22 protein-coding genes, 1 other RNA gene and 1 pseudogene are annotated in these 25,717 nt (G+C 39.3%); 16 read left to right on the forward strand and 8 right to left on the reverse strand.

From position 1 onward, the window contains the following. Positions 1–23 precede the first annotated feature (23 nt). Both BG00_RS08350 and BG00_RS08355 read left to right on the forward strand, forming a co-directional pair. Complete coding sequence (locus BG00_RS08350; protein WP_253861360.1) at positions 24–2,339, forward strand: fimbria/pilus outer membrane usher protein; 2,316 nt, start codon at positions 24–26, stop codon at positions 2,337–2,339. Further along, positions 2,329–3,174, forward strand: coding sequence for a hypothetical protein (locus BG00_RS08355; RefSeq protein ID WP_036981853.1), 846 nt, complete (start codon positions 2,329–2,331; stop codon positions 3,172–3,174). The genes BG00_RS08350 and BG00_RS08355 overlap by 11 nt, the downstream gene beginning before the upstream one ends. Here the strand turns inward: BG00_RS08355 and BG00_RS08360 are convergent. Continuing rightward, positions 3,164–3,754: a LuxR C-terminal-related transcriptional regulator gene (locus BG00_RS08360; RefSeq protein ID WP_036981855.1), complete on the reverse strand. Its 591-nt coding sequence runs from the start codon at positions 3,752–3,754 to the stop codon at positions 3,164–3,166. The two genes, BG00_RS08355 and BG00_RS08360, sit on opposite strands and share 11 nt — an antisense overlap. Before the next feature lie 411 nt (positions 3,755–4,165). Between BG00_RS08360 and BG00_RS08365 the strand changes: the two genes are divergently transcribed. After that, positions 4,166–4,366, forward strand: coding sequence for a hypothetical protein (locus BG00_RS08365; RefSeq protein ID WP_036981856.1), 201 nt, complete (start codon positions 4,166–4,168; stop codon positions 4,364–4,366). Beyond that, a pseudogene (locus tag BG00_RS17340) lies at positions 4,306–4,900 on the forward strand (TonB-dependent receptor domain-containing protein); the annotation flags it as partial. The gene BG00_RS08365 and the pseudogene BG00_RS17340, both read left to right, overlap by 61 nt. 22 nt (positions 4,901–4,922) lie before the next feature. Here BG00_RS17340 and BG00_RS08370 read toward each other — a convergent pair. Then, positions 4,923–5,288, reverse strand: coding sequence for a hypothetical protein (locus BG00_RS08370; RefSeq protein WP_036981858.1), 366 nt, complete (start codon positions 5,286–5,288; stop codon positions 4,923–4,925). 49 nt (positions 5,289–5,337) lie between these two features. Here BG00_RS08370 and BG00_RS08375 point away from each other — a divergent pair, with 49 nt between their 5' ends. Together BG00_RS08375 and ggt are read left to right on the forward strand one after the other, a co-directional pair. Further along, the gene (locus tag BG00_RS08375) at positions 5,338–5,883 is read left to right on the forward strand and encodes a GNAT family N-acetyltransferase (protein WP_036981860.1); all 546 of its coding nucleotides are present in this window, start codon (positions 5,338–5,340) and stop codon (positions 5,881–5,883) included. A 111-nt stretch (positions 5,884–5,994) separates the two neighbouring features. After that, complete coding sequence (ggt, locus tag BG00_RS08380) at positions 5,995–7,659, forward strand: gamma-glutamyltransferase (RefSeq protein ID WP_036981862.1); 1,665 nt, start codon at positions 5,995–5,997, stop codon at positions 7,657–7,659. Between the two features lie 77 nt (positions 7,660–7,736). Here the strand turns inward: ggt and BG00_RS08385 are convergent, their stop codons facing one another. Both BG00_RS08385 and BG00_RS08390 read right to left on the reverse strand, forming a co-directional pair. After that, complete coding sequence (locus BG00_RS08385; RefSeq protein ID WP_081762896.1) at positions 7,737–8,939, reverse strand: aromatic amino acid transport family protein; 1,203 nt, start codon at positions 8,937–8,939, stop codon at positions 7,737–7,739. Between the two features lie 298 nt (positions 8,940–9,237). Then, complete coding sequence (locus BG00_RS08390; protein ID WP_036981864.1) at positions 9,238–10,116, reverse strand: flagellar protein MotY; 879 nt, start codon at positions 10,114–10,116, stop codon at positions 9,238–9,240. A 205-nt stretch (positions 10,117–10,321) separates the two neighbouring features. On the opposite strand from BG00_RS08390, the gene rnt reads away from it, so the two are divergent. Then, complete coding sequence (rnt, locus tag BG00_RS08395; protein WP_036981866.1) at positions 10,322–10,996, forward strand: ribonuclease T; 675 nt, start codon at positions 10,322–10,324, stop codon at positions 10,994–10,996. Between the two features lie 54 nt (positions 10,997–11,050). Here rnt and BG00_RS08400 read toward each other — a convergent pair whose 3' ends face one another. After that, positions 11,051–12,676 (reverse strand): DUF342 domain-containing protein, encoded by a 1,626-nt coding sequence (locus BG00_RS08400; protein WP_036981868.1) that lies wholly within the window; start codon positions 12,674–12,676, stop codon positions 11,051–11,053. A 249-nt stretch (positions 12,677–12,925) separates the two neighbouring features. On the opposite strand from BG00_RS08400, the gene ssrA reads away from it, so the two are divergent. From ssrA to BG00_RS08425, 6 genes are all read left to right on the forward strand, one after another. Next, positions 12,926–13,282: a transfer-messenger RNA gene (gene ssrA, locus BG00_RS17345) on the forward strand. Between the two features lie 185 nt (positions 13,283–13,467). Next, entirely contained in the window at positions 13,468–14,700 is a 1,233-nt protein-coding gene (locus BG00_RS08405; protein ID WP_036981870.1) for an integrase domain-containing protein, read from the forward strand. Then, entirely contained in the window at positions 14,701–15,429 is a 729-nt protein-coding gene (locus BG00_RS08410; protein WP_036981871.1) for a hypothetical protein, read from the forward strand. Between the two features lie 106 nt (positions 15,430–15,535). Beyond that, entirely contained in the window at positions 15,536–15,814 is a 279-nt protein-coding gene (locus tag BG00_RS08415; protein ID WP_036981873.1) for a helix-turn-helix transcriptional regulator, read from the forward strand. Then, on the forward strand, positions 15,807–16,274 hold the full coding sequence (locus BG00_RS08420; protein ID WP_036981874.1) for a hypothetical protein: 468 nt from the start codon (positions 15,807–15,809) through the stop codon (positions 16,272–16,274). Before BG00_RS08415 ends, BG00_RS08420 begins: the two co-directional genes overlap by 8 nt. Positions 16,275–16,644: 370 nt before the next feature. Beyond that, positions 16,645–17,226 (forward strand): YagK/YfjJ domain-containing protein, encoded by a 582-nt coding sequence (locus BG00_RS08425; RefSeq protein WP_036981876.1) that lies wholly within the window; start codon positions 16,645–16,647, stop codon positions 17,224–17,226. A 646-nt stretch (positions 17,227–17,872) separates the two neighbouring features. Here the strand turns inward: BG00_RS08425 and BG00_RS18025 are convergent. Further along, positions 17,873–18,778: a YbjQ family protein gene (locus BG00_RS18025; protein WP_253861361.1), complete on the reverse strand. Its 906-nt coding sequence runs from the start codon at positions 18,776–18,778 to the stop codon at positions 17,873–17,875. A gap of 613 nt (positions 18,779–19,391) precedes the next feature. On the opposite strand from BG00_RS18025, the gene BG00_RS08440 reads away from it, so the two are divergent. Continuing rightward, positions 19,392–20,150 (forward strand): sulfite exporter TauE/SafE family protein, encoded by a 759-nt coding sequence (locus BG00_RS08440; RefSeq protein ID WP_036981880.1) that lies wholly within the window; start codon positions 19,392–19,394, stop codon positions 20,148–20,150. On the opposite strand, the gene BG00_RS08445 is transcribed toward BG00_RS08440, so the two are convergent. Continuing rightward, complete coding sequence (locus BG00_RS08445) at positions 20,143–20,778, reverse strand: SDR family oxidoreductase (RefSeq protein ID WP_036981882.1); 636 nt, start codon at positions 20,776–20,778, stop codon at positions 20,143–20,145. The two genes, BG00_RS08440 and BG00_RS08445, sit on opposite strands and share 8 nt — an antisense overlap. Positions 20,779–21,068: 290 nt before the next feature. Beyond that, a complete protein-coding gene (gene mnmC, locus BG00_RS08450) occupies positions 21,069–23,078 on the reverse strand; it encodes a bifunctional tRNA (5-methylaminomethyl-2-thiouridine)(34)-methyltransferase MnmC2/FAD-dependent 5-carboxymethylaminomethyl-2-thiouridine(34) oxidoreductase MnmC1 (protein ID WP_036981884.1) in 2,010 nt (669 codons plus the stop codon). Positions 23,079–23,257: 179 nt separating this feature from the next. Here mnmC and fabB point away from each other — a divergent pair, with 179 nt between their 5' ends. Together fabB and BG00_RS08460 are read left to right on the forward strand one after the other, a co-directional pair. Then, positions 23,258–24,469 (forward strand): beta-ketoacyl-ACP synthase I, encoded by a 1,212-nt coding sequence (gene fabB / locus BG00_RS08455; protein ID WP_036981886.1) that lies wholly within the window; start codon positions 23,258–23,260, stop codon positions 24,467–24,469. Positions 24,470–24,577: 108 nt separating this feature from the next. Beyond that, the gene (locus BG00_RS08460) at positions 24,578–25,699 is read left to right on the forward strand and encodes a 4-phosphoerythronate dehydrogenase (protein WP_036981888.1); all 1,122 of its coding nucleotides are present in this window, start codon (positions 24,578–24,580) and stop codon (positions 25,697–25,699) included. Positions 25,700–25,717: the final 18 nt, after the last annotated feature.

The following is a 25,717-nucleotide window of genomic DNA, read 5'->3' on the forward strand; positions in this document are numbered from 1 at the left end:
CTAGTAGGACAATTGAACTTAATGTGTCAGTTCAATTAAATAAAAGTCCAATAGGTCAAGTCTCACTTAAAGTTGATAAAGACGATGCCCTTTTTTTACAGTGGAACGAACTAGAGCCGTATCTTCGCGAAATTTTACTTGAAGAAAAAGAGAGCGAGCTATTTAAGGTATTAAAAGGCAATACTTTAGCGGTATCTTCATTAAGGGAACTGGGTTTTAGTGTTGTGTTTGATATGAGCGATTTTAGTTTGGACGTTGTTGTTCCCATAGAGCTTACTCGCCCACAGAAATTAAGTGCACAAAAAAGAAGGAAAAAGTTAAAAGCAATTGAACCTGCTAACGCAAGTGGCTTTGTTAACGCTTATGCAAGCTACGTTCATCAGAACGATAAGGAGCAGCAGCAAGTTCAAGAGCAATATGCACTACGCTCAGAAATCGTCGCTAGTTGGCAAGGGTGGGTGTTAGAGAATGAATATGAATATAGTAAAGTATCGCAGCCGGCCTCATCAAGTTTAAAACGCCAAGGAACGAGATTAATTCATGATCTACCTAGCTTAGGCATGCGCCTTTCTCTAGGGGATAACTTTAGTTCAGGCGGTTATTTTCAAAACTCCTCTCGCTTGTTAGGTTTTTCTATAGCACATGATTTTTCTTTATTATCAGATAGGCCTATAAGGCCAACCGCTTCGCGTAGTTTTACTCTTCAAACGCCTTCAAGTGTAGAGGTATATGTAGAGGAGCGTATTATTCAGCGACTTAATTTGGTGGCGGGTATTTATTCTTTAGATGACATACCTTTGAGCGAAGGCAGCAATAATATCTCTCTAAAAATTACTGATATAGCTGGCGTTGTGCGCTATGTAAACTTTGATGTTGCAACTGGTTTAGACCTATTCGCACAAGGGCAGCTTGAATATGAGCTTCACTTAGGCGTGCCTGCTAACGCTGGCGATAAACTCGAATATGAACCAGATGATCCTTTTCTTAGTGCTTATTTGGACTATGGTCTGACACCTAGTTGGACTGCTGGGGTTACAGTACAAGGGGATAAATACGCTCAGCAAATAGGCATTAAACAAATCTATGCAGCTAAGGTAGGTCAACTAGCTTTTGAGGGGGCTTTTAGCTTCGCTGAGCATCAAGGGTATGCCTATCGTACTGTTTATAGTAGTTATAACATGAGTAACTTAGGAAGTGAGCTTACGCTGGGTTATGAATATAGTTCAAAATATTTTACAGCGCTCGGATTCAGGAACCAAGAAACGTTCAATAACCGCTATAAAGAGCACTATTTGCAGGCGAGTTATAGCTATTATGTTAACGATAGAACATTAGCCTCTTTTTTTACTAATATTTCCCGTGATCATGAGAGCGTTCAGTTTGATAAATCTCTAGGTATTAATTTTTCGGGCGACTTAGCTAATAGCCAGTGGAGGTATACTGCCGGAGCGCAATGGGATGATTTTAGAGGCGAGAGAGAGTGGGGGGTAAGTTTATCATTTACTTATAAATTTAATAATCAGCATAGGGTTAAACTATCGCACCGTTCTAGACGTGATAAAACGAGACTTGAGTTTACGCAAGATAGTAACCAGCGGTTTGTTGGTGCGTTGAACTTGCGTGCTGGCTTAGAAAGTAATGATTTAAATAAAACAATCTTTGATTTAAACATGCAATATAACGCAAACCGTTTTGCTGCAAACCTTGAACATGCAAGTTTTTATAAAGATTTAAATGCGCGCTCTGCTTATCATCAAAGCCGTGTAAGTCTTGCATCTAGCATAGCTTTTGCAGATGATACATGGGCATTTGGAAAGCCTATATACGATAGCTTTGCTTTGGTTAACGCTCATAAAAGCCTAGAAAACAAAGTAATTACGTTAGGCCGAGTTGAAAATGAATATAGAGCTGATAATAGAGACTTCAAAACCATATTACTTAATGATTTGAGCTCATATGACAATATCAACATTCCTGTAGATATTGATGATCTAGCCCCAGGTTATGATATCGGCTCTGGAATGCTTAGCTTTTACCCAAAATACAAAACCGGGCACAAAGCAATAATTGGTACTGCAGCAAATATTTCTGTTATTGCGACTCTTCGTAATCGAGACGAGTCACCCTTAGCTTTAGTGGTTGGAAAGGCTATTTGCCCAAATAAAGTAACGAACAAAGAGTATACTTTTTTTACGAACAAGCGAGGCCGTTTTGCAATAACAGGGCTTGCTCCATGCCATTATAAGGTAACTTTACAAAATAAAGATAAAACTACATTTTCAATAGATGTGCGTGATGGTGAACAGTTGCAAAGAAAAGGGGTAATTTATGTACATTAAAATTGTGTATTTAGCAATAAGTATAGTCTTACTATCTATAGCAAATAGAGTTAATGCTCAGTGCGATGCGAGTATTGGTGAAATAGCATATTTGTTTGATGACTTATCTTTTTATCACGTAAAATCACAAAACGATGCAGAGAAAACAATTCGAGTAGATACAATAAATACGACGGATTGTACCTTGTATTTTAGTCTTTCTTCGCAAAACCAAGGGGCGCTTAAAGGTAATTCTCAATTTATTAATTACCAAATTCGTTTAGAAAATCAGTTGTTAAGCAAAACCAACAATCAAGTTAAACTTAACAATAATTCAGTAGATATCAGGTTAGTGATCCCTGCAGGCACCCCTGTAAAAGCAGGGTACTATACAGATAGACTTCAGTTGAAACTTTATGATGAGAACAAGCAAAGTCTTGATGAAGTAGAAATTGAAATAGAAACAACTATTCAACCTCGCACAAGCTTATCTTTATTAGGCTATAACACTTTTTCTAGTACTGTTTTTTTAGGGGAGCTGCGGCCTGCAGAAAAATACACTATGTTACCCAGCTTACAAATTGTGACAAATACCGATATCCAGCTGAATGTAACCTCAGAGAATAAAAGCCGTTTAATACACACAGTGTTAAGTACTAAATATGGTATTAACTATACATTACAGCTAGGTTCAGAAGAAATTAACTTAGCAAAGGCTTCAAATTTAAACTTTGCTTATTCTGGTCAGTCTGAGTTTTTCATTCCGCTTAGCATTCAGTTGGAAGATTTCACTCGCCAAGCAGCCGGTGAATATTCAGATGTTATTCGTTTTCAAATAAGCCCACTTAATTATTAACTTTACTTAAGTTTTTTTGGCACCAGAGCAATGCTTGTTGTTTGTTTTTTACAGATATTTTTTGGTAAATCTTGTGTAGATGTACTCTTACAGTGGCTTCACTTATAAATAGGCTATCTGCAATAGCGGTGGAATGTAGACCGGAGAAAAGTAAGTTTAATACTTTAATTTCTTTGCAAGTGAGATTACTTGATTGCAGGGCCGTTTGCTGTTCAGAGGCTAACATTTGTCTCATCCAGCTGTCAGTGACATCGCGTGGAAACCAAAGTTTTCCTTGTTCAATGGCTTCGAGGCCCTGTTGAAAAAGTGAATCATCTGAACTTTCATAAAAAAGCCCCTTTAAATTAGGCCATTCTTTTAAGGCTAATACGTCACTATTTTTAGGTACATCAAATATAACTAAGTTTGTGTAGCCGTTATCTTGCATAAATTGATTAATAAGGTCGTAGGTTGTTATTACGTTAAGTGCTTGGTAATTAACTAATAAAATGTTGTAGTTAGCTGCCACACAAAAGAGTGAGGTATAGTCTGGACTATTAAAGCACTTTATATTGCGTATTGGAGTATTTTTAATATCCATAATTTCTGTCCGTAGAAGTATTGTTAATACTATATTGCTATTTTTGGTTAATATCAATCATAGTGTATAGTTCAATAAACTAAACTGGATGTAGATTGATGCTATTTATAGAATAAAGATAGGCTTGTATGTAAATATTTAAGGTACGCACAAACGCAGTACGGATAACGCGCTCACTTTCTAGCTAAGCGGTTTTATTTAGTACAGGTTATTCAAAAATAATCAAAAGTATAATTAATTTGCACCTATATGTTTATAAAATGAAAACCTTTTACATTTATTCATAAATATGCAATACATTACCCATCCAGAGGAAAGATGCTATTAGGCGTCTTTTTTTATGCCTAAAACTTATTGCTTAAGTCAATAAGTTTGCATAACTAAATTATACGGTATCCTTTGGAGAAAATTTTGAAACTACGCAAACTCTCACAGTTAAGCCTAGCAATTATTGCTGCACTTACTACCACAGTAAATGCACAAGAAGCTAAAACCACTGCCAAACAAGACGCGTTTGAAAAAATCGAAGTTACAGCTCGTAAACGTGATTTTTTGAAATCAATCAAGAAACAAACTCATACGCAGCTTACATTAACGGTAGTTACGACTTAACGGATGATTTAACAATTGGCGGTGGCCTTCGTTACTCTAAAGATGAGAAAGATGCCGATGCGATTTTTCCAACATTCGCTGAACGTAAGTACGTAAGTGCAGAGTTTGACGCTGTAACATGGGATGTAAATGCATCGTATCAAATCAGCAATAACATGAATGTATATGGTCAAATTCAAAAAGGTTACCAAACAGGCGGTTTCCCTCCACGCCCATTTGGTGGTCCAGATCAGTTTGTATCGTTTGATGAAACCAAAGCAGTTAACTACGAAATTGGTTTAAAAGGCCAAGTACATTAAAATGTGTCTATGATGCTTGCGATGTTTGTTACCGACTACACTGACTTAGCACTGCCATTCTCAGATCCAACTGCGGGTGTGGTGGCTTTGTAACTATCGTTGAGAATGCAGGTCAGTCTAAAGCGCAATGTATTGAACTTGAACCACAACTGCAATAACTGATGACTTTACTATTCAGAGATTACCAAAGTCTATTTACTTTAAAAGTAAAACAAAAAAGGTAAGCCATGGCTTACCTTTTTTATGCTTAAAAATAATTAACCTTCTTTATGTTCTTTACGTGCCTGCTCAATTTCTGCGGCAATTTCACGTGCTTTTTGCTTGGTTTTTTCAGTCAGCTCGCCAGCCGCTTCTTTGCTTTTAATCCATGCATCAACAGCTACTTCTTTGCCGTCATCGTACATGTCTAAGCCCATTTCTTTACTCTCTTCAAGTAGCTCATTAAATGATTCATCATTTTTAAGCTCATTGGTTTTTTCCTTTACTTCATTCCAAGTTTCATCAAGCTTTTCTTTCACTTGAGCGCTTGTTTCTTTTGCATCTTGTTTTACTTCGTTGGCATCTTCACAGCCAGTTAACGTAATTAAAGTGCCTAATAAAGCTAAACCTGCTAATTTTTTCATTTACTATCTCCTTTAGAGAAAATTATATTTCAGGGGTAATTATACAACAATGAAAATGAACATAGCTGTAACAACACGATTAAGTTTTAAATTAATGGACGAACATGATTGGCCGCAATTATACGAGCTCGATCAAGACCCAGCCGTTATGCAACATTTAACACAAGGTAAACCCACTTCGCTTGAAGAGATAAAAACAGTCAGTACTCCTAGAATGCTTGCTTATCGTAATGAGCAACAAGGGTGGGGGTTATGGCAAGTAACATTGCGTGAAAGCAATACCTTTATAGGATGGGTGCTTGTTCGGCCGATGGGCTTTTTTTCAGATACGCCTGATTTTAGTGATATTGAAGTGGGCTGGCGGTTTAAGCAAGCGAGTTGGGGCAAAGGGTATGCTATTGAAGCTGCAGGCGCTATTTGTTCAGAGCTTGAAAAACAACGCCAAGTAAAGGTAATTAGCGCTACAGCACTGACCTCAAATGTTGGCTCAATTAATGTTATGAAAAAACTCGGTATGCAGCTTAAACATTATTATATTCATACAGAGGATGGCTCAAATTTAACAGCCGTGCTTTATTCAAAGTCATGTGGATAATCTAACAACAATCCTAGGCTCTTTAAATGCGACCTATAAATATTGACCTAGTGTTTGTTACTGTGCATTAATGTTTACCATCAATGTATAAAAATAACCTAAGGATATGGGATGGGATCACTTTTTTCACCACGCAAGCTAATTATTAGCAGTGTCTTAATAATACAAGTAGGCTTTTTTAATGTAGCGGCTAAACAAAGTGCGGTGGCGATGCCCGACACATTTAGTGCGCACGCTGCAAAAGCCGTATTAGAGCAAGGCGGCAACGCGGTTGATGCCGCTATTGCTGCTCAGTTTGTATTAGCCGTTACGCTCCCCGAAGCGGGTAATATTGGTGGCGGTGGGTTTATGCTTATCCATAAAGATGGAAAAGGTGATTTTATAGATTACCGCGAAACTGCGCCCAGTGCCGCGCATCGTGATATGTATTTAGATGAGCAGGGGCAAGTAATTGAAAATAAATCTATTTACGGCATACACGCTAGTGGCGTGCCTGGCAGTGTCGCAGGAATGTGGTTAGCCCATAAAAAGCATGGTACGTTACCGTGGAAAGCGTTAGTGCAACCTGCGGTAACATTAGCAGAGCAGGGCTTTGTTGTGCCTGAAAAGTTGGCTCAGCTGATTGAGGGCTATATAGGACATCTAAATAATAAAAACATTAATGTAAACTTTGCCAGTTATTTTGCAACCGCTACGGCAGGTGCGCTTTTTAAACAACCAGAGCTAGCTGCCACACTCAAACGCATTCGCGATGAGGGTCAAGATGGCTTTTATCAAGGTGAAACTGCCGCAATTATTGCAAAATTTATGCACCAACATGGCGGGATCATTAACCAAGATGACTTAAAACGTTATCGTGCTAAATCGCGGACTCCTATAAAAGCGAATTGGAATGGCTACCAAGTGCTTACTTCACCGCCACCAAGCTCAGGCGGCATTGCTATATTGCAATGGCTTAAGATGTATGAGCTTAAAAAACCAACGCCTGCACAACAACATAATTCAGTAGGGTATGTGCATTTATTGGCTGAAATAGGTAAGCGAGTATTTGCCGATAGAGCAGAATACTTAGGCGATCCTGATTTTTACCAAGTGCCTACAGCTAAGCTACTTGCAGAAAACTATCTTAAAAACCGTAGTAACAGTATAGATTTAAAGGCTATTTCAACCACCGAAAACGTTAAACCCGGTTTAAAAGAAAGCGAGCAAACCACTCACTTTTCCATTGTCGATAACATGGGTAACGCTGTAGCTAATACCACTACCATCAATTTAGGGTTTGGTAGTGGCGTAGTCGTAGAAGGCGCAGGCTTCATTTTAAATGATGAAATGGATGACTTTAGCGCTAAACCCGGGGTTATGAATGTATTTGGTGCCATTGGTGGCAAAGCAAATGAAATTCAGCCGCATAAACGTATGCTCAGCTCTATGACCCCCACTATTTTACTCAGTAATAATCAGGTGAAAATGGTAACAGGGTCGCCAGGTGGCACTACTATTATTAGCTCGGTGTATCAATCGATACTCAACGCGATTGAATTTAATATGAGCGCCGATGATGTGGTAAATAGCCCACGTTTTCATCATCAGTTATGGCCAAAAAATGTGATCAGAGCACATGCCAGCTTGGAGCCATCAGTAAAACAACAGCTGATAAAAATGGGCTACACAGTGGACGAACGCCACTTTGGTGATATGCATGTGATTATTAATCATAATGGCAAATTAGATGCGGCGTCAGAGCAAAGCGGTAGAGGAAAAGCAATCGTGTTTTAACGTTAGCGTTTGCATGGCAATCCCCCCAAACTCTTGTTTGGGGGGATTGCCAATAGAGTATTACTTATTATTAGGTATTAACCTATTGCAGGTATTAGGCCTGCCATTTGCAGGCATTGCGCACTAATAATTGAAATGCCACACAAAGCGGCTATGGCTAAACCAATATTACCGCTTCGTACTTTATAACCGCTTTTTTCAACACCTTGACGCTGTTTATACACCATACTCACCGGCAAAAATACAGCCAATATCACCAATGCAATAGCGGCATAACCTAATGCCATAATAAACCCTTGCGGATAAAATAAGGCAAACCCAAGAGGAGGGATAAAGGTAATAAATGCGGTTTTTATTCTATCTGCGCCCGTATCTGCTTTTTTAAATGTGTCAGCAAAAAAGTCAAATAACCCCAAGCTCACTCCCAAAAATGACGTAGCCAGCGCTAAATCAGCAAAAAGTTTAACCGCTGTAGAAACGCTCGTGTTGTTAGCAATATTTGCCACACTGGCTACAAACCCGCTTAAGCCTTCACTTTCGAGAAGTTGGGCTTGGCTCATTATGCCTTGGCTTAATACTTGCCAAAATACATAAATAACCAGTGGTAAAGAGGCACCTGCAATCATTACTTTGCGTAAGGTTTTTATTTCAAGGCCAACGTATTTAACAATAGAAGGGATAGAGCCATGAAAACCAAAAGAGGTAAATACCACAGGAATAGCCGAAAGTATCAGCCCTTGCTCAACCGGCATTTCAAGTAAGTGCTGGCCATGCACATAAGGCGTAAGCATATAAAATAAGCTACCCAATACCACTATTTTTATACTAAACAGCACTCTATTAAGCTTATCTACCTTGCTGGTGCCTAAAGTGACAACACCTGCAATCACCACCGCTAAAATAACGGAGCCTAACTGTGGGGCAATACTTAAGTTAAAACCAGTGTTTATACGTTCTTGTAGCTGGGCTCCGCCACCTGCTATGTAGGCCGCGCATAACGCATAAAATAAAAATATCATTGAAAAGTTAGCTACATACTGGCCACGTTTACCAAGCCAAAGCTTAGCCAGTGTATTTAAGGTGGCGTCGCGAGGGGCATATTGGTGAAGCTCCAACATAAGCAATGCAGTGTAGGTCATTAGTAACCAACACCCTACAATTAACACCATTGCCGTATTAAATCCCAGTCCCGCAGAGGCAATGGGTAGGGCAAGCATACCTGCACCTATGGTGGTTCCTGCAACAATTAACATGCTACCTATTGTTTTATTTTTAAGCACTTAATGATCCTGATCAAACGTGAGAGACACGCAAGATATAACTAGTTGTGTAAAACTTAAATAGTTTTGTCATAAAAGAGACAAAATAAAATGTAATCTTCTATTTACAACTGTATTAAAAAAGCCAAAATCATCAAAAAAAGGAAATTTAACTTATTAATATAAATGAAAAAATAAAAAGCTAAATGTTAATAATTAAAAGGGAGGTTGTTTGTTATGTATAAAATAGGCATCACAAAAATGGTATTGACCGAAAGCGTTATCCATTACACCGTCGGTCGAAAAGGAATACGACAATTTACATTTTAGCGATTTGAATCACTAAGCGGCGGTTTTTATCACGGCCTAAAATATTGTCATTAGTATCTACAAAGCGTTTTTCGCCAAAGCCTTCAGTAACCACTTTAGCTTCATCAACGCCTAAGCCAACCATGTAATCTTTAATCTCCTTAGCACGCTTTCTTGATAAATCGAGGTTATTCCAACGACCGCCATAACTATCGGTGTACGATGCAATACTAATTGATTCTACACTGGGATCGTTTTTTAAATACTCAGCAATTTTATCAAGGCGCTGCTGCGATGATTTGGTTAATTTACTGCTATTCGATTCGTAGTTCATTATAGTGAACGAAATATCTTCAAAATTGTATGGCAGCAATTCGTCTCGGCATTGTAAAAACGCCCAATAAGCTTGTTTAAAGTTGATATTAGACATTCCCACGGCAATTTTGTCGGCACTATTTTGCCAGTCTTGATAGTAAAAGGTAGGTTGGTTGCCTTTTTCAAGTTCAGTTAGCATTTCCCACGCTGTTTTATTACCTAGTTCACCATCAAACTTTTTAAGTAATTTCATATCAGCAATATCACGGGCAGGGCGACCTGCTCGCCAATTAGGTGGCACCGCTTTTAAACCGGCAATCACGTAATTTTCTGGGCGTACCACCATGTCTAAATTAAAGGTAAGATCTTTATTTTTACTTGCAGATGCTTTAAAAATAGCCTCGCCATAGTAGGGAACTTCATGATTTAATTGGCATTGTAAGCGAGTTGTTTTAACCAAGTTCCAGTTTGAATTATCTTGGTTAGCCGTGTACTGGCGCATTGCTGCAGTTGTATTCAAACTATACAGCACACTACTAATGCCTAGGCTAATAAATAACAACTTACACTTCATCGAGAATTCTCCAGTTATCTAGTTCTGCCAAAAAAGTGACAAAAACCGTAAAATATTACGCAACAGCAAATAATTCAGCGCAAACGTTAATTACTTAGCAAGTAACATGCCTATAGTTTAACTGCAATTAATCAATAAATCCCCTAGCCGACAGGGGCTCAATTTTGACATAATAGACAGCTAATCCCTATAAACCAAGAATACTATGGCAAATACTGAGCAAACACTTTTCGCACAACGCTTTCGTGGCTTTTTTCCTGTGGTTATTGATGTTGAAACCGCCGGTTTTAACAAAGAAACCGACGCACTACTAGAAATTGCAGCATCCGTTTTAAAAATGGATGACGAAGGACTGCTTAGTATCGATCATACCGTTCATTTTCATGTGCAACCGTTTGAGGGCGCAAACATTGAACAAGCTGCCATTGAGTTTAATGGGATTAAGCCTTTTTCAGCACTTCGAGGGGCTGTCCCTGAAGAAGAGGCGATTAAAGAAATTTGTAAAGTAGTGCGCAAAGCGCAAAAAGCCGCAGGGTGTCAGCGCTCTGTGGTGGTTGCTCATAATGCCGCTTTTGACCATGGCTTTTTAAATGCCGCTATTGAGCGTAATAACATCAAGCGCACACCATTTCATCCGTTTGTTAGTTTTGATACCACATCACTTGCAGGCTTAGCATTAGGGCAAACAGTATTGGCTAAAGCGTGCCGCGCGGCAGGAATAGAGTTTGATAACAAACAAGCACACTCTGCGTTATACGATACAGAACGCACCGCTGAATTATATTGTTTAATTGTCAATCGTTGGCAGCAACTAGGTGGTTGGCCACTTGCTATAGATGAAACACAACAAAACTTAGACGAAGCAAGCAACCAAGATTAAGTTCACAATAGTGAATACTTACTTTTTGAGTTGAGCCAGTCTTAATAAGCGTTATTAAAAAGATTGCGTTATTTTACCTTCACTGTGAGTGATTAAATGTGGTGGATAATTACGCGAAAAGCTAATTGATTCTCGTGCAATTTTAAGCTCCACCCCGGGGTGCATAAGCTCATTAACTTTTAAACGACTGAGCGCTAAAAGCTGCGCCATTTTCTTTCTTAGCAACTGCTTTTGCTGACTGATACTGGCGCTTCGGTTTGCTATGTGTTCTTCATTCGTTGTTATTTTATTCAAGAACTGCTGACGCTGTGCGCTTGCAACTTGTTTATTAATTCGCTGGCGCGCTTGCTGTAGTTCAATTGACTTACTGATTAAAACTTTTTCAAAGTCAGTGATTTGCGCTTGTTTTTGTTTTAGCACATACCACCGCTGTGCAATGCAAACACGGGTTTTAGTTCCTGCTGGTGCGCCCAATTCACCTGTTTCAATGCGCATTGCGTCTAGAATATGGCCACCAATAATTTTCCCTTTAGGAGCTTTTGCGCTGCCAACCCTAATTAAATTTCCAGCACTCAAGTCACAATGTAATGATTGGCGTTCTATTAATAAGTTTTGCTCCGTTTTTATGTCACAGTATTGAGAGTAACCAAGTGCAACGGTTCGTTTAGCAAAAATAGAACAGGTGAATGGCTCATCGGCTTCTCGTTTTCTGCCAATTGCTCCCTTTACTATTGTGATGGCGCTATTACTTTTTAACTGCGCCGATTCAACAAAACCTAAAACAGTAATATCGCCGGTAGCAGTCACGCGCATGCCATCTTTTATATCACCACTGACTATAATACTGCCATCAAATTCAACATGACCAGTACTGGGATCAATATTATGAAAACATAAAACATCATCAACACGCATACCACGGGGAAGGGCAACCGGTACACCAGTACCGTCGGCAATTAGTAAGTTGGGGTTATCGGGCGCAATTTTAGTACCGTCAAAAGGTTGTAATTTATGCTCTTTGCCAGAGATTGCAGTTAGCACATCTCCAAACACAGTAAACCCATCAACCCCCAATGTTGCTGGAATGCGCCGCATTAATTCACAACCAGGTTTCACAGTAATAATATCACCTAGGTTTCTCATATCGACTTTACCACCGCCTTTAGCTTGTGGGCTAAGTACGCGGTCTTGCGCTGTGCAGCAAAGACGCACAAATTTGGCATCGTTACCCACTTTAGGTGCACGACCAAAAGCGACTTCAGCGCAATGCGTGCTTCCTGAGAGTTGTTCAAACTGTTGCGCCAATAACTGTTCTAATGCATGAGAGCTAATGCCTTTTACAATCCCTGCCTGAGCTAACACGTCAATTGCTTGTTCCATGCTAAGCAATTTACCGCCCTTAGCAGTAATAAGGGTAGCTTCAACAAGCATATTTTTTTCATCAATGTTAATGGTTAGCTTTGCATCAATGGCTTGAGCAATTACTAAAGAGGGGGCTTCTTCGGCGTTATTTTGAGCAAACAGCTTACCAATATTGCTAGCAATAACCTCACACTCGCAATATTCTGACTGTCCAATTAATTCAATAAGCTGTGTTGCTGTTGAGGCTAAACCTGAAACATGAGGGTGTGAAACTAAAGAGATATACCCCGTTTGCTCATCAAAAGAAAAAACCGACATTTATAAATCCTCTAGGTAATATGCCTGTTATTATTTTTTATAATTTATTAGACCAAGGTCTAGCCTTGCATTTGAGCATAAAGCACCATTATTGTTAAGTAATTGTTTCTTAATTGTTCAATATTTTACATTTACATGTGTGTTTGATGCATGATTAACCAATTGATAAAATAAAACGCCTAAGGTGTTGAGTATTCGTAGGTTACTCGGTTATACTGCTTGCACACTCTGAATGAGTAACCTTATTCAGGGGCTGATTAGGATTCGACGGAATTCAAGAAGCCCGAGGTGCATGTCGAGGTGCGGTTTGCCTCGTAAAAAAGCCGCAATTTAAAGTAATCGCAAACGACGATAACTACTCTCTAGCAGCTTAGGCTGGCTAGCGCTCCTTCCATGTATTCTTGTGGACTGGATTTTGGAGTGTCACCCTAACACCTGATCGCGACGGAAACCCTGGCCGGGGTTGAAGCGTTAAAACTAAGCGGCCTCGCCTTTATCTACCGTGTTTGTCCGGGATTTAAAGGTTAATTAAATGACAATACTAAACATGTAGTACCGACGGTCGAGGCTTTTCGGACGGGGGTTCAAATCCCCCCAGCTCCACCAATAAAGGTTTTTAGATACGTTGCTAAGAACCGTAAAAGACCCGCAACGCTAGTTAATTCGAGCCTTGCGGGTTTTTTTATGCCTATAGTTTAACCATTAGTGACCGTTTAAAACTTGTAACAACCGCGATTTGTTGTAACACTAAACGTAACAACTGGAATATTACATAGGGATCGTTGTTACAAATGGCTATTCAAAAACTCATAGATAAACAAATAAGCGCAGCTAAGCCAAAAGATAAAGAATACAACCTCACGGACGGTGGTGGCTTAACACTACGGATAAAACCCAGTGGTGGTAAGTTTTGGCTTTATAACTACACAGCGCCTATTACTAAAAAACGCAAAAATATGGGGCTTGGTTCATACCCAGACATAAGCCTTGCAAAAGCCCGTGAGCGCCATAGAAAATATAAAGCCTTAGTGCTTGAAAATATCGACCCTATTCACCAGCGCCAGTTAGATGAAAAACAAGCACAAGAAACACACCTACAAACATTTAAAGCCGTTGCTTTAATGTGGTTTGAGAAAAAGAAAACAGAAATAAAACCACAAACAGCCGAAGCAGCACTCAATCTTTTAAACAATCATGCCTTTCCTGCGTTTGGTGATGAACCAATAAGTAAATTAAAAGCCTTTCAGGTAATAGAGCTAGTGCGCCCCGTAGAGGCAAAGGGGAGCTTAGAGACAGTTAAAAGGCTATGCCAGCGTATTAACGAAGTAATGGTTCATGCGGTTAACTGTGGGCTTATAGAAGCCAATCCACTAGCGAATATAAGACAAGCATTCCAAGCACCTAAAAAAAACGCTATGCCGTCTATTGAAGCGGATAGGCTACCAGAGTTAATGAGTGCCTTAAATCGTGCCAGTATTAAGCTTACAACGCGTTGTTTAATTGAATGGCAGCTACACACCATGACACGCCCTAATGAGGCTGCAACGGCTAAATGGCAAGATATAGACTTAAATGCTGGTGTGTGGGTTATACCTGCCGAGCAAATGAAAAAAGGCAAAGAGCAACGCATACCCCTTACACCGCAAACACTTGCTTTACTTGAATTAATGAAGCCAATAAGCGCACACCGCGAATATGTATTTCCCGCAGATAGAGACCCACGTAGCCACACAAACGTGCAAACAGCTAACGCAGCAATAAAGCGTATGGGATTTAAAGGCGAGCTGGTAGCGCATGGTTTACGCTCGCTTGCTAGTACAACGCTCAATGCACAAGGATTTGATCCTGATGTAATAGAGGCGGCTTTAGCACACGTAGATACAAATGAAGTAAGGCGAGCATATAACCGCACTGATTACTTTGAGCGCAGAAAAACCATGATGTGCTGGTGGTCTGAACATATTGAGAGTGCGGCAAGTGGCAGCAGTTCGTTAGCTGGTATTAAAGGTTTGAAGGTGGTTTAAATGGATAAGGGTGAAAGAAAAAAACGCTTAAAAGAGCATCGTGATTTTTTAAAAGAATTACTAGTTAAACCACAAGAACAGTACCCAGATGCTGAATGCTTAATAAGAGATGAGATAATCGATAATATTGTTTTTGGTGAGATTCAAGATACTAATCCAGATGAAGAAATAAAGTTAGGTGAGAGTGTTACGGATAGTTTTAAAAAAAATAGTGATAAATTTTTAACTGATTTAGAAAGATTATCTGATTCAGATAAAGAAATAGCTATTTTAAAATACCAGCTTTGCAATGCAGAAAATAACATGATCCCCTATGAGGTACTACTAGCTAAGCAAGTAAGATTCAGAAATATGAACTCTGAAAAGAAGGAGTTAGATTTAATTGATATTTTAAATGAGGTTAAAAGTTCGTTATTAGCTGCTTCACTTGATTATTACGCAGATAGCTTAGATTTGGTAATCACTCAACTACAAATTGATAATACTATTAATAGTATTAGAAAATGTAATGTAGGGGGATCAAAACCATTGGCTGATAAACCCGAAATTGTGAATAAAATAAAAGAGATATTAGCTGAGGGTAATTGTAAAACTAACACACAGATAGCGAGAGCAGCGTTAACACGTTTCAAAAAGGGATTACCACAACAGGAATCTGATGAAGTAGATGAGAATAATAAAATAGGCACAGTTCGAGACTGGGTTAGAGACGAGAAAAAAAATAAATAAATTAGTTTTCAAAAGTTGTCAGATGAATATATTCATCCTCACCCGTAATTCCATTTATAGATTAAAGTTCCTTCTGACGTTTAAACAACTCTTAAGGAACAATAAAATGTCTAATTTAAAACTTGTTAGAAAGTCTGAATTACTAAATACCTTTGCATGTGGAAAGACATTACTGCAGCACAAGATTAATTCAGGTCTAATACCACCCCCAATAAAATTAGGTTTAAGAGCCGTAGCATTCTATGAGCACGAGGTTAATGCAACCTTAGCAGTAACCATCGCGGGCTACAGTAACAAGCAAATAAAAGATTTTGTTAGTGAACTGGTGACTAAACGCAAAAACTTACTTGCGCAATACACTCACTTGGAGGCAGCTAATGATTAATTTTAACGATATACACTCGCTTATCACATTAGAGTCACTAGAGATTAAAGCCCCTGATACGTTTAAAGAGCTTTTAAGCATAGAGTTAGATCATAGGAAGCTTTTACTTGCTTGGCTTAATGGTATGAGTTCTAGCCCTATTGGTAGAGGTTATGCAGATATAGAGATAGATAAAGAAGATGCAGTATCCAGCGCACTCAAAACAAGTTATTTCATAGAGTTTACAAGTGAGAGAGTACGAGGAAATCATGTGCGGCACTTTATGACATATCAGCAAATTTTTGATTTTTTTAATGACCGAGAAAGTCAAAGAAAAAACGTTCAAAGTAATGTGTATGCGTTAAGGCGAACTAGCAAAGATAAAGCCTACATAAAAGACATTAAAGAGCGGGGCGAGGGTTGGGCTATTAGTCGGGTTAAGTTTTTATCTGAAAAGCTCAAAGCCAGTAATGATGATTAGAAAAAAAGCTGATTAAGATGGCAGTCAAAATCAGCGAAAGGTATGTAAAGCTGGTGGTGCTTTTGCCCCACCAGCAACCGATATCTTACATAAGATTTGTACTGTTTCCCACCATGAAATTACAGAGAAATGTTAGTTGTTACTATCTCGAAACACCTTTATCCATGAGTCAATTTGCATAGTTTGTAAAAAATGCGGTTATAAGCGGTGTTGATTAATAGGTTTACAACACTCAAATTTTAATTAATTGTGAGTGCCTCTTAACTTTATAGGCTTTTCGTTTAAGTGTAACGCGAGTTTTCTCGTTCTAATTATTGCTTTGTAATTTATCGGATATTTATATTATCTATTAGTTTGCTTAGGAGTCGGTATGGCTAGTTATCAGTATGTGAGTCATTCACCAGTGATACAACACGGTCAAAATTTGTGGCAGGTTCATGTAAAAAAAAGTGGTATATACACCATGCAAATGAAAAGCATGTTAGATCAACTCGAGTCAGTTTTAACGCACTATAGCCAAGTTTTAGTTTTAAGATTTGATATTGGTACTCCATATCAAACAAATGATAACCGTTTTATTATTGCTGTTATGGAAAGCTTTAGCGGCTTTATAAAGCAAAGGTATAAAATGCCTATTTTTGGCTACCATTGGACACGGGAGCAAGAAAGGGCGAAAAAACAGCATTATCATGTGGTCGTTATTCTTGATGCCAACAAAGTAAGCTACCCAAGCAAGATAAATGAATTTATTTTAGAAATGGGAAATACACTGGCTGTGCGTCCATGGATACCAGAAAATTGTTTTTATAGATTTAAACGAAATGAGCATGATAAAAAGCAAGGCGCTATATGGCGTATATCTTACCTTGCTAAAGCCAGAGGGAAGGGCTACAAACCACCACAAACCAAAAACCATGCATCTAGTAGGGTTAAGCCTAAGCAAATTAAATAGGTGTTTTCGTAAGTCACGAGCAGCCTAATAGCTTATTTTTATATGACCTACCTCATAAAACCTCATTAAAACTTAACATAACTTAACTATTTTAATGAACGGGCGTACTAAATAATCCCCACAAAACCTGATAAAACTTGACTTTTATTTACGAAAATACACCTATTCAAGCTTTTTACGGAGAGATATGCGCAAGGGTTTATTGAGTCCTAAAAAAGAGAGCTATTATTACGATTCAAGTAATGTAAGCTTTTTATTATTAAAGTTTAATCGCAGTTGCTGCACTTCCAGCCACCAATAGGTTTATTTATTATTTTCCAAACAATGACAAGGAGAAGCCATACACCAGCGGTTAAAAGAGTGAGGATAAGGTGTATGAGTAGCATAAAGCCACTCGACTTAGTGCTGTTACGATGGTGTTTTGTCGTTTTACTGCATCTACTACACTTCTTTAATTTTTCTTCAATGATTACTGCCATATTAGTTCCTTTAAAGTTAGTAACGGTACATATATTTATTTAAAGCCCAATTAAAAGCAAGGATAAAGTCAGGATTATATTAGGGGCTTTGTTTTTAGGAGAAGTATATAGCTTATGAAAAGATCATATCGTAATGCGCCTTTCGAATGTCTTTTCACCGCTGTTCATTATTTTTCTATAATTACAGCTGTTCCAGAGGCGACAATAAAGAGCATACCAGATTTACCACCGCCAGAAATTTCACTGTAGTCTAAATCAACGGCTATTACTGCATTAGCCCCAACTAAAGCTGCTTCCTTTCTCAGTTCTGTTAAGGCTGTTTTCCTTGCATCTCTTAGCGTGTTTTGAATACTGTTACTGCGCCCACCAAAAACATCAGTAAAGCTGGCAAAAATATCTTTGAAAATATTCATTCCATAGACACATTCAGCTGTAATTACGTCAATACGCTTAATAATATTTAAGTTTGGTGCTGTTTCAGTTGTTACTAAGATTTGGTCTGGATTTATAATGGGTCGTTTATTTAGTTCTGCTTTGTTCTTTTTTGCTTCATCTAGCTTTTTTTTAGTGTTAGTGCCAAAAACACCACACTTTCTTTTTAGGTGTATATCTTTAGCTTGCTCAATTAAGTTTGCATAGCTTTCGTCAACAGTGGTTAAATATTTGCCATAGTGATGAATTTTATAACCCGAGTTAGTGTTTGAAGTTCTTATACCACTTAATACATAGCTTTCTGATTTTATTTTTAGGTTTGGTATTGATAACTCTATTGCATTATCGAATAGATCAGTAAATTCAACGTCTGCAAAATCATCTATAAAGGCATCACATTCACTTATGTAATTATTCCTAAATACGTTAGATTGATTAGCTCCAACAGTTAAGTTGCATAAGTATTTATGGTTGTACCAAATGGTGGCATGAACATTATCACCATCAGCTTTTGAGCAGTAAGAAAGACCTTTGGTATTGTATAGTTGATTGGTTATTGTGTTTTTAAGTCCTTTTTCAGAAATGCTCCACACTGGAGTTTTTTTATCTGATTCAGTTTTTGTTTTTTTAGAAAAAAACATATCTATCCTTAGTGTGATTTTATAAATTAATAAATACTTATGTAGAATGACAAATGTTTAATTTTTTAGCAATGTACTTAATTATTGTTTGTTATGCCTAATGTATTAAATAACTACAGTAGTAAATGATAGCCACAATAATAATTAGCTTCGTTGTATTGATTCAGCTGCAAAACGCGAATTTGAACCCACACAAAAACAAATAGTCACAACAATCGTAACAATAAGTGGCTTTTAACAAGTGAGATTGGTTAACTTTCAGTTGGTTATATGTCCGATTAAGACTCCCCCAGCTCCACCAATAAAGGTTTTTAGATACGTTTGTTTAAAAACCCTAAAAAACCCGCAACTTGAGCAATCAACTCGCGGGTTTTTTTATGGCTAAAATTATTGAATTTATTGTGCTTTGGTTTATCTTGCGAACCCCGAACCCCGAACCCCGAACCCCGAACCCCGAACCCCGAACCCCGAACCCCGAACCCCGAACCCCGAACCCCGAACCCCGAACCCCGAACCCCGAACCCCGAACCCCGAACCCCATACCACTAAAAGACTAGTCGCTTACTTACCTATTTTTTGTATTATGAGCCAATGATTAACTGCGAGCTTTGATATGGATATTTTTACAGCTGAACACATTTCCCCTTTAATTTCGCTTTTACTCATTTTACTGGCGGGGGTTACTTCGTTTGTATCGGCGGCTTTTGGTGCGGGCGGCGGTTTAATGCTGTTGGTGGTCATGGCGTCGGTTATGCCGATGGCGGTGGTGGTGCCGGTACATGGTTTAGTGCAGTTAGGCTCTAATGCCAATCGATTATTGTTAAGTATTGCTCATCTTGATAAGCCGATGTTGTTGTATTTTACTCTGGGTGGGTTAATTGGTGCCGGGTTATCAAGCCAAGTAGTGAGCGATATTAACCTTGATAGTATGAAGCTGTTTGTGGCTTTATTTGTGATTTATTTACTATGGGGAACAATCCCTGAATTTAATAAAGACTCACGATTAGGGCGTTTAATAGCGGGTGTAATTACGGCATTTATTTCTACTTTTGTGGGAGCAAGTGGGCCTCTGGTGGCAAGTTATTTACACATTAATCATTACGATAAGCTTAAATTTACCGCGACTTTTTCAAGTATTATGACCTTGCAGCATAGCTTAAAAGCCGTTGTTTATGCGGGGCTAGGTTTTAGCTTTTGGCAATGGTTGCCGTTAACACTGGCGATGATTTTAAGCGGAGCCATTGGCACCTGGTTAGGCATTCGTTTACTTAAGCGGCTCTCGGTGGCGCGTTTTAGGGTTATTTTTAAAGTGATTTTAACTCTGCTTGCCATGCAGCTTGCATGGCAAGGGGTGAGTGTAATGCTTACTTAGTAGCGGCTTTTATTGGTTTGTCGCCATCAAATAACTCAAAAATACGATTGCTATTAAATGAGTTTGTAGCAACGTGAAGCAATGCGTTGGCTACATTTTCGCGACTAATTTTAGCCTTTGACTGATCGCTAGGGCGCTCTGTTGTTACTTCCAAAGAGGCACTTTCGTCAGTTAATGTTCCTGGGCGGACAATTGTGTAATTGAGTCCACTGTGAATTAAATGCTCATCAGCCATATGTTTTGCTACAAGATAAGGCTTTAAGTCACTATCTATCGCATCAGGATCGTCTGCACCAATAGAGCTGACCATAATAAAGTGTTTTACACCGTGCTCTTTAGAATAAGTTGCTGCTTTTGTCGCTGCCCACAAATCAATAAGTACGGTTTTATCTGTGCCCGTACTTCCACCTGAACCTGCTGCAAAGATAACTTGGTCGCAGCCATTAACGGCATTTGAAAAGTCACCTTCTAAATCCTGTTCAACAATACTTAAAAATGGGCTATCTAAATCACGCAGTTTGCTTTTGTCTCTTACAAGTGCAACAACATTTTGCTCATTTTCTAAAAGTAGTTTGGTAGCCATTTTACCAATTTGACCACTTGCGCCAATAATTAAAGTCTTACTCAAAATTAATTCCTTCTCAATATGGTGTAAAGATTGTTCGTACAAACAGACCTTGGGGTAGGAAATTATTTTTAAAGAGTAAATGGGATTTAAACGAGCTTATTTAAAAAAACATATTAGTGAAAGGTTATTACTTAACTGAGTATTAAAATTAGCTATTTTTTAAGGCGTTTTTTAGAACTTTTTACTCGATCATTATACTTACTTCGGTTACAAAGCTACGGTGGTATAAGCCAATACGTACACTGCGTTCTTGGTAATTACAGTAAATAGCTTTGTAGGTATTATTACCTTTAAATTTTATTGCGAATAAGGTCACGAACAATAAAGCGGCCTGGGTGAATAGCTTGGCTTACGCGTTCGCTTAGTGGGCGAGGTTCATTGTTTAAACTACTAATTAAGTGCTCGGCAGATAGCGGTGCACTGCATAATGCTCGCGCGCCAAAGCCGGTAAAAATATGCAGGCCCTGTTGTGGTTTTTTTAATGCTTGGTATTGATAGCGCTTACCCAAACGTAAATTAGCAAATGCATGTGTATAGTCAGTTTGCTCCACCCATTCACCGGCCATAGGTAAGTGATCAATAAAACTACAGCGAACAGCGGCTTTAGCTGAACTAATTTTGCCTAAGCTGGTGGCAAATTCAGTGTTGTTATAAAACCTCAGTAATTGCTCGCGGTTAGTTTGATTATCTTGCTCGGTCACTTCACGGCTTTTACTGTTTTTTTCAAAGGTGGCACCCATACAATGGTGATCTAAGTAAGCGGGGGTGAAATACCCCTTGTGACACAACACGGTTTTTAGCTTACGTGATTGCGTGCTTGCTTGAACATGTGACACCTGTCCGCGTACGCCAACAATAGGGAGCGTTTTAGTTTGCGCAAATGCATCGCTGTGTTCACCGGCGCAAATAATCACATCGCTAAAGGGGCCAAATGTTTGTTTTTGCGTGGTTAAGTACCAGCCATCGGGTTGTTTGTTAAGTTGCTCAATGTGGCAATTAAATAGGCTCTCAAACTCATTTAATTGCTGTGCGGCATCTAACATAGCACAGACTAACTGGGGGGGATTAACCCAGCCGCCTTGTTCAAAAAACACCCCTGAGTAACCTGTTTTAACCCCAGCGATAGCATCACCCTCATCAGCAGTCACATTTCGCATAAGCTGCTCTGGCCACAGCTGTTTATCAGCGAGATTTTGATGACGCTCTGCCAATGGCTGTTTTACTGCATGTTGCAGCACACCACACCACTGGTGATCAAACAAAAAGCCATTGTTGAGTAATTGATTGTAAAGCCGCTTTGCGTATAAAAAACTATGGGCAAATAGTTCACTGTGTGGCGAATTTTTTGCTTGTAAATGTGGATATACCGCCCCTTGTATATTATGTGATGCACCCATAGCCGGTTGTTTATCTTGGCAAAATAAGTGGCTTGGTATACCGCGTTTGGCGAGGCTATAAAGAATACAACTGCTCGCTATACCACCGCCAATAACAGCCACATTAGTAAGGGGAGTGTGGTGATGTTCAAAATAGGCGGGGGCTGATTGTTTTAGATTAGCCTGAGCGAGTGTGCCAATTAGCATCTCACGCTTTCGGCCAAAGCCTTTAGCTTTTTGCATGCTAAAGCCTGCTTCAATTAAGCCACGACGAACAAAGCCCGCAGCGGTAAATGTGGCTAATGTGGCGTTGCTTCTGGAAATATCGACCATGGCATTAAATACACTTTGCTGCCACATATCAGGATTTTTACTTGGCGCAAAACCATCTAAAAACCAGGCATCAACCAGCCCACTTTGTGGGTAGCTCATGCTATTAATACATTCGAGTACATCACCAAAGTACAAGTCGAGTACAATACGACCGTTGGCAAATTCAAGGCGATGACAACCGGTTAAATTAATCGGGTAGTGGGAGACGAGTTGGGCGCTTAAATGACTTAAACTAGGCCAAGCTTGCAAGGCTTGTTTTAAATCATTTACGCTAAGTGGATATTTTTCAAAAGAAATAAAATGCAGTCGTTGCACGTTATTAGGCTGTTGACTTTGAACTTGTGGGCATTGCAGGTGGTCATAAAACTGCTGCCATGCATTTAAAAAATTAAGCCCTGTACCAAAACCGGTTTCGGCTATAACAAAGTGCTCACGGTCATGATTTTGTAACCGTGACTCTATATTGTTTTGTTGATAAAACACATAATGAGACTCAGCGAGTCCGTCGTCATTAGAAAAATAAACATCATCAAAGTCATTAGCAACCGGTGTCCCTAAATCATTAAAGTGTATGTGGGCGTTTTTTATCATGACCAATTCAATTTTATAGATAATTTTTTAATTATTTTACGTGTTTTCTTTGAAATAGTCTGGCGTTATTTATAAGCTTTAGGTTCAGAGTACAAGTGTACGCTAGAAAGCTGACCACTTCGGTGATTAAATTCGCGTAAAATAGAACCCAATTAAGTATTAAGCTAAGGGAATTACCCATGAGAAGAGCCGTAATAACAGGCATCGGTGTTGTATCAAGCATCGGCAATAATAAAGAAGAAGTATTAGAGTCACTAAAAGCGGGTAAAAGTGGCATTGCTTTTAATCAAGAATTTGCTGATTACAAATTGCGTAGCAATGTATCAGGTAAAATTGATATTGATGTTAAAGAGCATGTTGATCGTAAAGCAATGCGCTTTATGGGCGATGCGGCGGCTTACTCTTATATTTCAATGGCGCAAGCTATTGAAGATGCGGGTCTTAGCGACGAACAAGTATCAAACGAGCGCACTGGTTTATTAGTGGGTTCTGGCGGCGGTTCATCAAAATGGCAAGTAGAAGCGGCCGATATTCTTCGCGAAAAAGGCGTTAAGCGCGTTGGCCCTTACATGGTGCCACGTACTATGGCGAGCACCACCTCGGCTTGTTTAGCAACGCCATTTAAAATTAAAGGCGTTAACTATTCAATCAGCTCTGCGTGTGCAACCTCTGCGCATTGTATTGGCCATGCCGTTGAGCAAATTCAACTAGGCAAGCAAGACGTTATTTTTGCAGGTGGGGGTGAAGAACTTCACTGGACGTTAGCAATGGAATTTGACGCTATGGGTGCGCTTTCTACTAAATACAACGACACACCTGAAAAAGCATCACGTACTTATGATGCAAACCGCGATGGTTTTGTAATTTCAGCCGGTGGCGGTATTGTGGTTGTTGAAGAACTTGAACATGCACTTGCTCGTGGCGCGCATATTTACGCTGAAATTACCGGTTACGGCGCAACCTCAGATGGTTACGACATGGTTGCACCATCGGGTGAAGGTGCGGCACGTTGTATGCGCCAAGCTATGCAAAACGTTGACAGCATTGATTACTTAAATACCCACGGTACATCTACACCAGTAGGTGATGTTAAAGAGCTAGGCGCTATTCAAGAAGTATTTGGTGGTAACTCGCCAATGATCAGTGCCACTAAAGCAATGACAGGCCATGCACTGGGTGCGGCAGGTGTACATGAAGCTATCTTTTCATTACTCATGCTTGAGCACGGTTTTGTTGCGCCATCTATCAATATTGATGAGTTAGATGAACAAGCAGCGGGCTTGAACATTGTAACTGAAGCTAAAGACGTTGAACTAAATACGGTTATGTCTAACAGTTTTGGTTTTGGCGGCACCAATGCCACATTAGTAATGAGCAAATACAAAGGCTAAGTAAACCTTTAACTATTTTAAAGCCGAGCAAAATGCTCGGCTTTTTCGTTTGTGCAAATAGGCGGTTGTTCGTTACAATAGGGTCTCATTTTGCCAAACGGATTCACAATGAAAATTCTTGCCGATCAAAATATGCCTTTAGTTGAGCAATTCTTTAAAGATATGGGTGAGGTTGAGCGATTTGATGGCAGGCAATTAACTCCAGAACAACTCATTGATGTTGATGTATTACTGACTCGTTCAGTCACCCAGGTCAATAGTGAATTATTAGCACGGGCGAATAAGCTAAGCTTTGTAGGTACAGCCACTATTGGTGTGGATCATATTGATACCGATTTGCTCAACGCAAAAAATATTGATTTTACCAGTGCACCTGGCTGCAATGCGATTGCGGTTGCTGAGTATGTGATCAGCAGTTTATTTGCATTAAGTCAAGAAAACGCCAGCCCATTAAGCGGGAAAACAATTGGTATTGTGGGTGTGGGTAATATTGGTAGTTGCCTCGCGCACAAGCTAAAAGCACTTAACGTTAATTTACTATTGTGCGACCCAATAAAGCATGAGCAAGGGCTATTAACCGAGCACGTTGAGCTTGATGAGCTATTAGCGCAGTCAGATATAGTCACGTTTCATGTGCCGTTAGTAAAAACAGGTACGCATAAAACACTGCACATGCTTGATAAAAAACGCTTAACTACGCTTAAACCTGGGCTTACTTTAATTAACGCCAGCCGAGGTGATGTGATTGATAATCAAGCATTACTTGAGGTGATGGAAGCCGGTGCTGAGCTCGATTTAGTGTTGGATGTGTGGGAAAACGAACCTAACATTTTAACCGAGTTACTTGAGCATGTTCGCTATGCCAGTGTGCACATTGCCGGACATACTCTTGAGGGTAAAGCTCGGGGCACACAAATGTTGTATCAAAGCTTGTGTGAGCTAAAAGGGGTTAACGCAATAAAATCGCTTGATGATTTTTTACCGCCTCCTGCAATTAAAAAAGTCGCCCTAGGAAATAGTTTTAGCGAAACAGATATAGCTCGTTTAGTGCATTTAGTTTATGACGTACGCCGTGATGATGGCATTTTACTGCGTCACTTGGCCGATGAAGGCTTTGACAGTTTACGAAAAAATTATCCAACCCGACGTGAATTTAGCACCGTGGTGGTTGAAGGTGATAGCACCGAGCTTGCTGCACTTGCGCAGCTTGGTTTTACTACAGCAAACTAATTTAATTAGCACGGTTGT

The sequence above is a fragment of the Pseudoalteromonas sp. SCSIO_11900 genome (genome assembly GCF_000576475.1).
Lineage (GTDB): Bacteria > Pseudomonadota > Gammaproteobacteria > Enterobacterales > Alteromonadaceae > Pseudoalteromonas > Pseudoalteromonas tetraodonis.

Bases quoted from the DNA above. Each gene is read 5' to 3' on its own strand.
- BG00_RS08355 (WP_036981853.1), top strand. From the start codon at position 2,329: ATGTACATTAAAATTGTGTATTTAGCAATAAGTATAGTCTTACTATCT.
- BG00_RS08360 (WP_036981855.1), bottom strand. From the start codon at position 3,754: ATGGATATTAAAAATACTCCAATACGCAATATAAAGTGCTTTAATAGT.
- BG00_RS08370 (WP_036981858.1), bottom strand. From the start codon at position 5,288: ATGAAAAAATTAGCAGGTTTAGCTTTATTAGGCACTTTAATTACGTTA.
- BG00_RS08375 (WP_036981860.1), top strand. From the start codon at position 5,338: ATGAAAATGAACATAGCTGTAACAACACGATTAAGTTTTAAATTAATG.
- ggt (WP_036981862.1), top strand. From the start codon at position 5,995: ATGGGATCACTTTTTTCACCACGCAAGCTAATTATTAGCAGTGTCTTA.
- BG00_RS08390 (WP_036981864.1), bottom strand. From the start codon at position 10,116: ATGAAGTGTAAGTTGTTATTTATTAGCCTAGGCATTAGTAGTGTGCTG.
- rnt (WP_036981866.1), top strand. From the start codon at position 10,322: ATGGCAAATACTGAGCAAACACTTTTCGCACAACGCTTTCGTGGCTTT.
- BG00_RS08400 (WP_036981868.1), bottom strand. From the start codon at position 12,676: ATGTCGGTTTTTTCTTTTGATGAGCAAACGGGGTATATCTCTTTAGTT.
- BG00_RS08405 (WP_036981870.1), top strand. From the start codon at position 13,468: ATGGCTATTCAAAAACTCATAGATAAACAAATAAGCGCAGCTAAGCCA.
- BG00_RS08410 (WP_036981871.1), top strand. From the start codon at position 14,701: ATGGATAAGGGTGAAAGAAAAAAACGCTTAAAAGAGCATCGTGATTTT.
- BG00_RS08415 (WP_036981873.1), top strand. From the start codon at position 15,536: ATGTCTAATTTAAAACTTGTTAGAAAGTCTGAATTACTAAATACCTTT.
- BG00_RS08420 (WP_036981874.1), top strand. From the start codon at position 15,807: ATGATTAATTTTAACGATATACACTCGCTTATCACATTAGAGTCACTA.
- BG00_RS08425 (WP_036981876.1), top strand. From the start codon at position 16,645: ATGGCTAGTTATCAGTATGTGAGTCATTCACCAGTGATACAACACGGT.
- BG00_RS18025 (WP_253861361.1), bottom strand. From the start codon at position 18,778: ATGTTTTTTTCTAAAAAAACAAAAACTGAATCAGATAAAAAAACTCCA.
- BG00_RS08440 (WP_036981880.1), top strand. From the start codon at position 19,392: ATGGATATTTTTACAGCTGAACACATTTCCCCTTTAATTTCGCTTTTA.
- mnmC (WP_036981884.1), bottom strand. From the start codon at position 23,078: ATGATAAAAAACGCCCACATACACTTTAATGATTTAGGGACACCGGTT.
- fabB (WP_036981886.1), top strand. From the start codon at position 23,258: ATGAGAAGAGCCGTAATAACAGGCATCGGTGTTGTATCAAGCATCGGC.
- BG00_RS08460 (WP_036981888.1), top strand. From the start codon at position 24,578: ATGAAAATTCTTGCCGATCAAAATATGCCTTTAGTTGAGCAATTCTTT.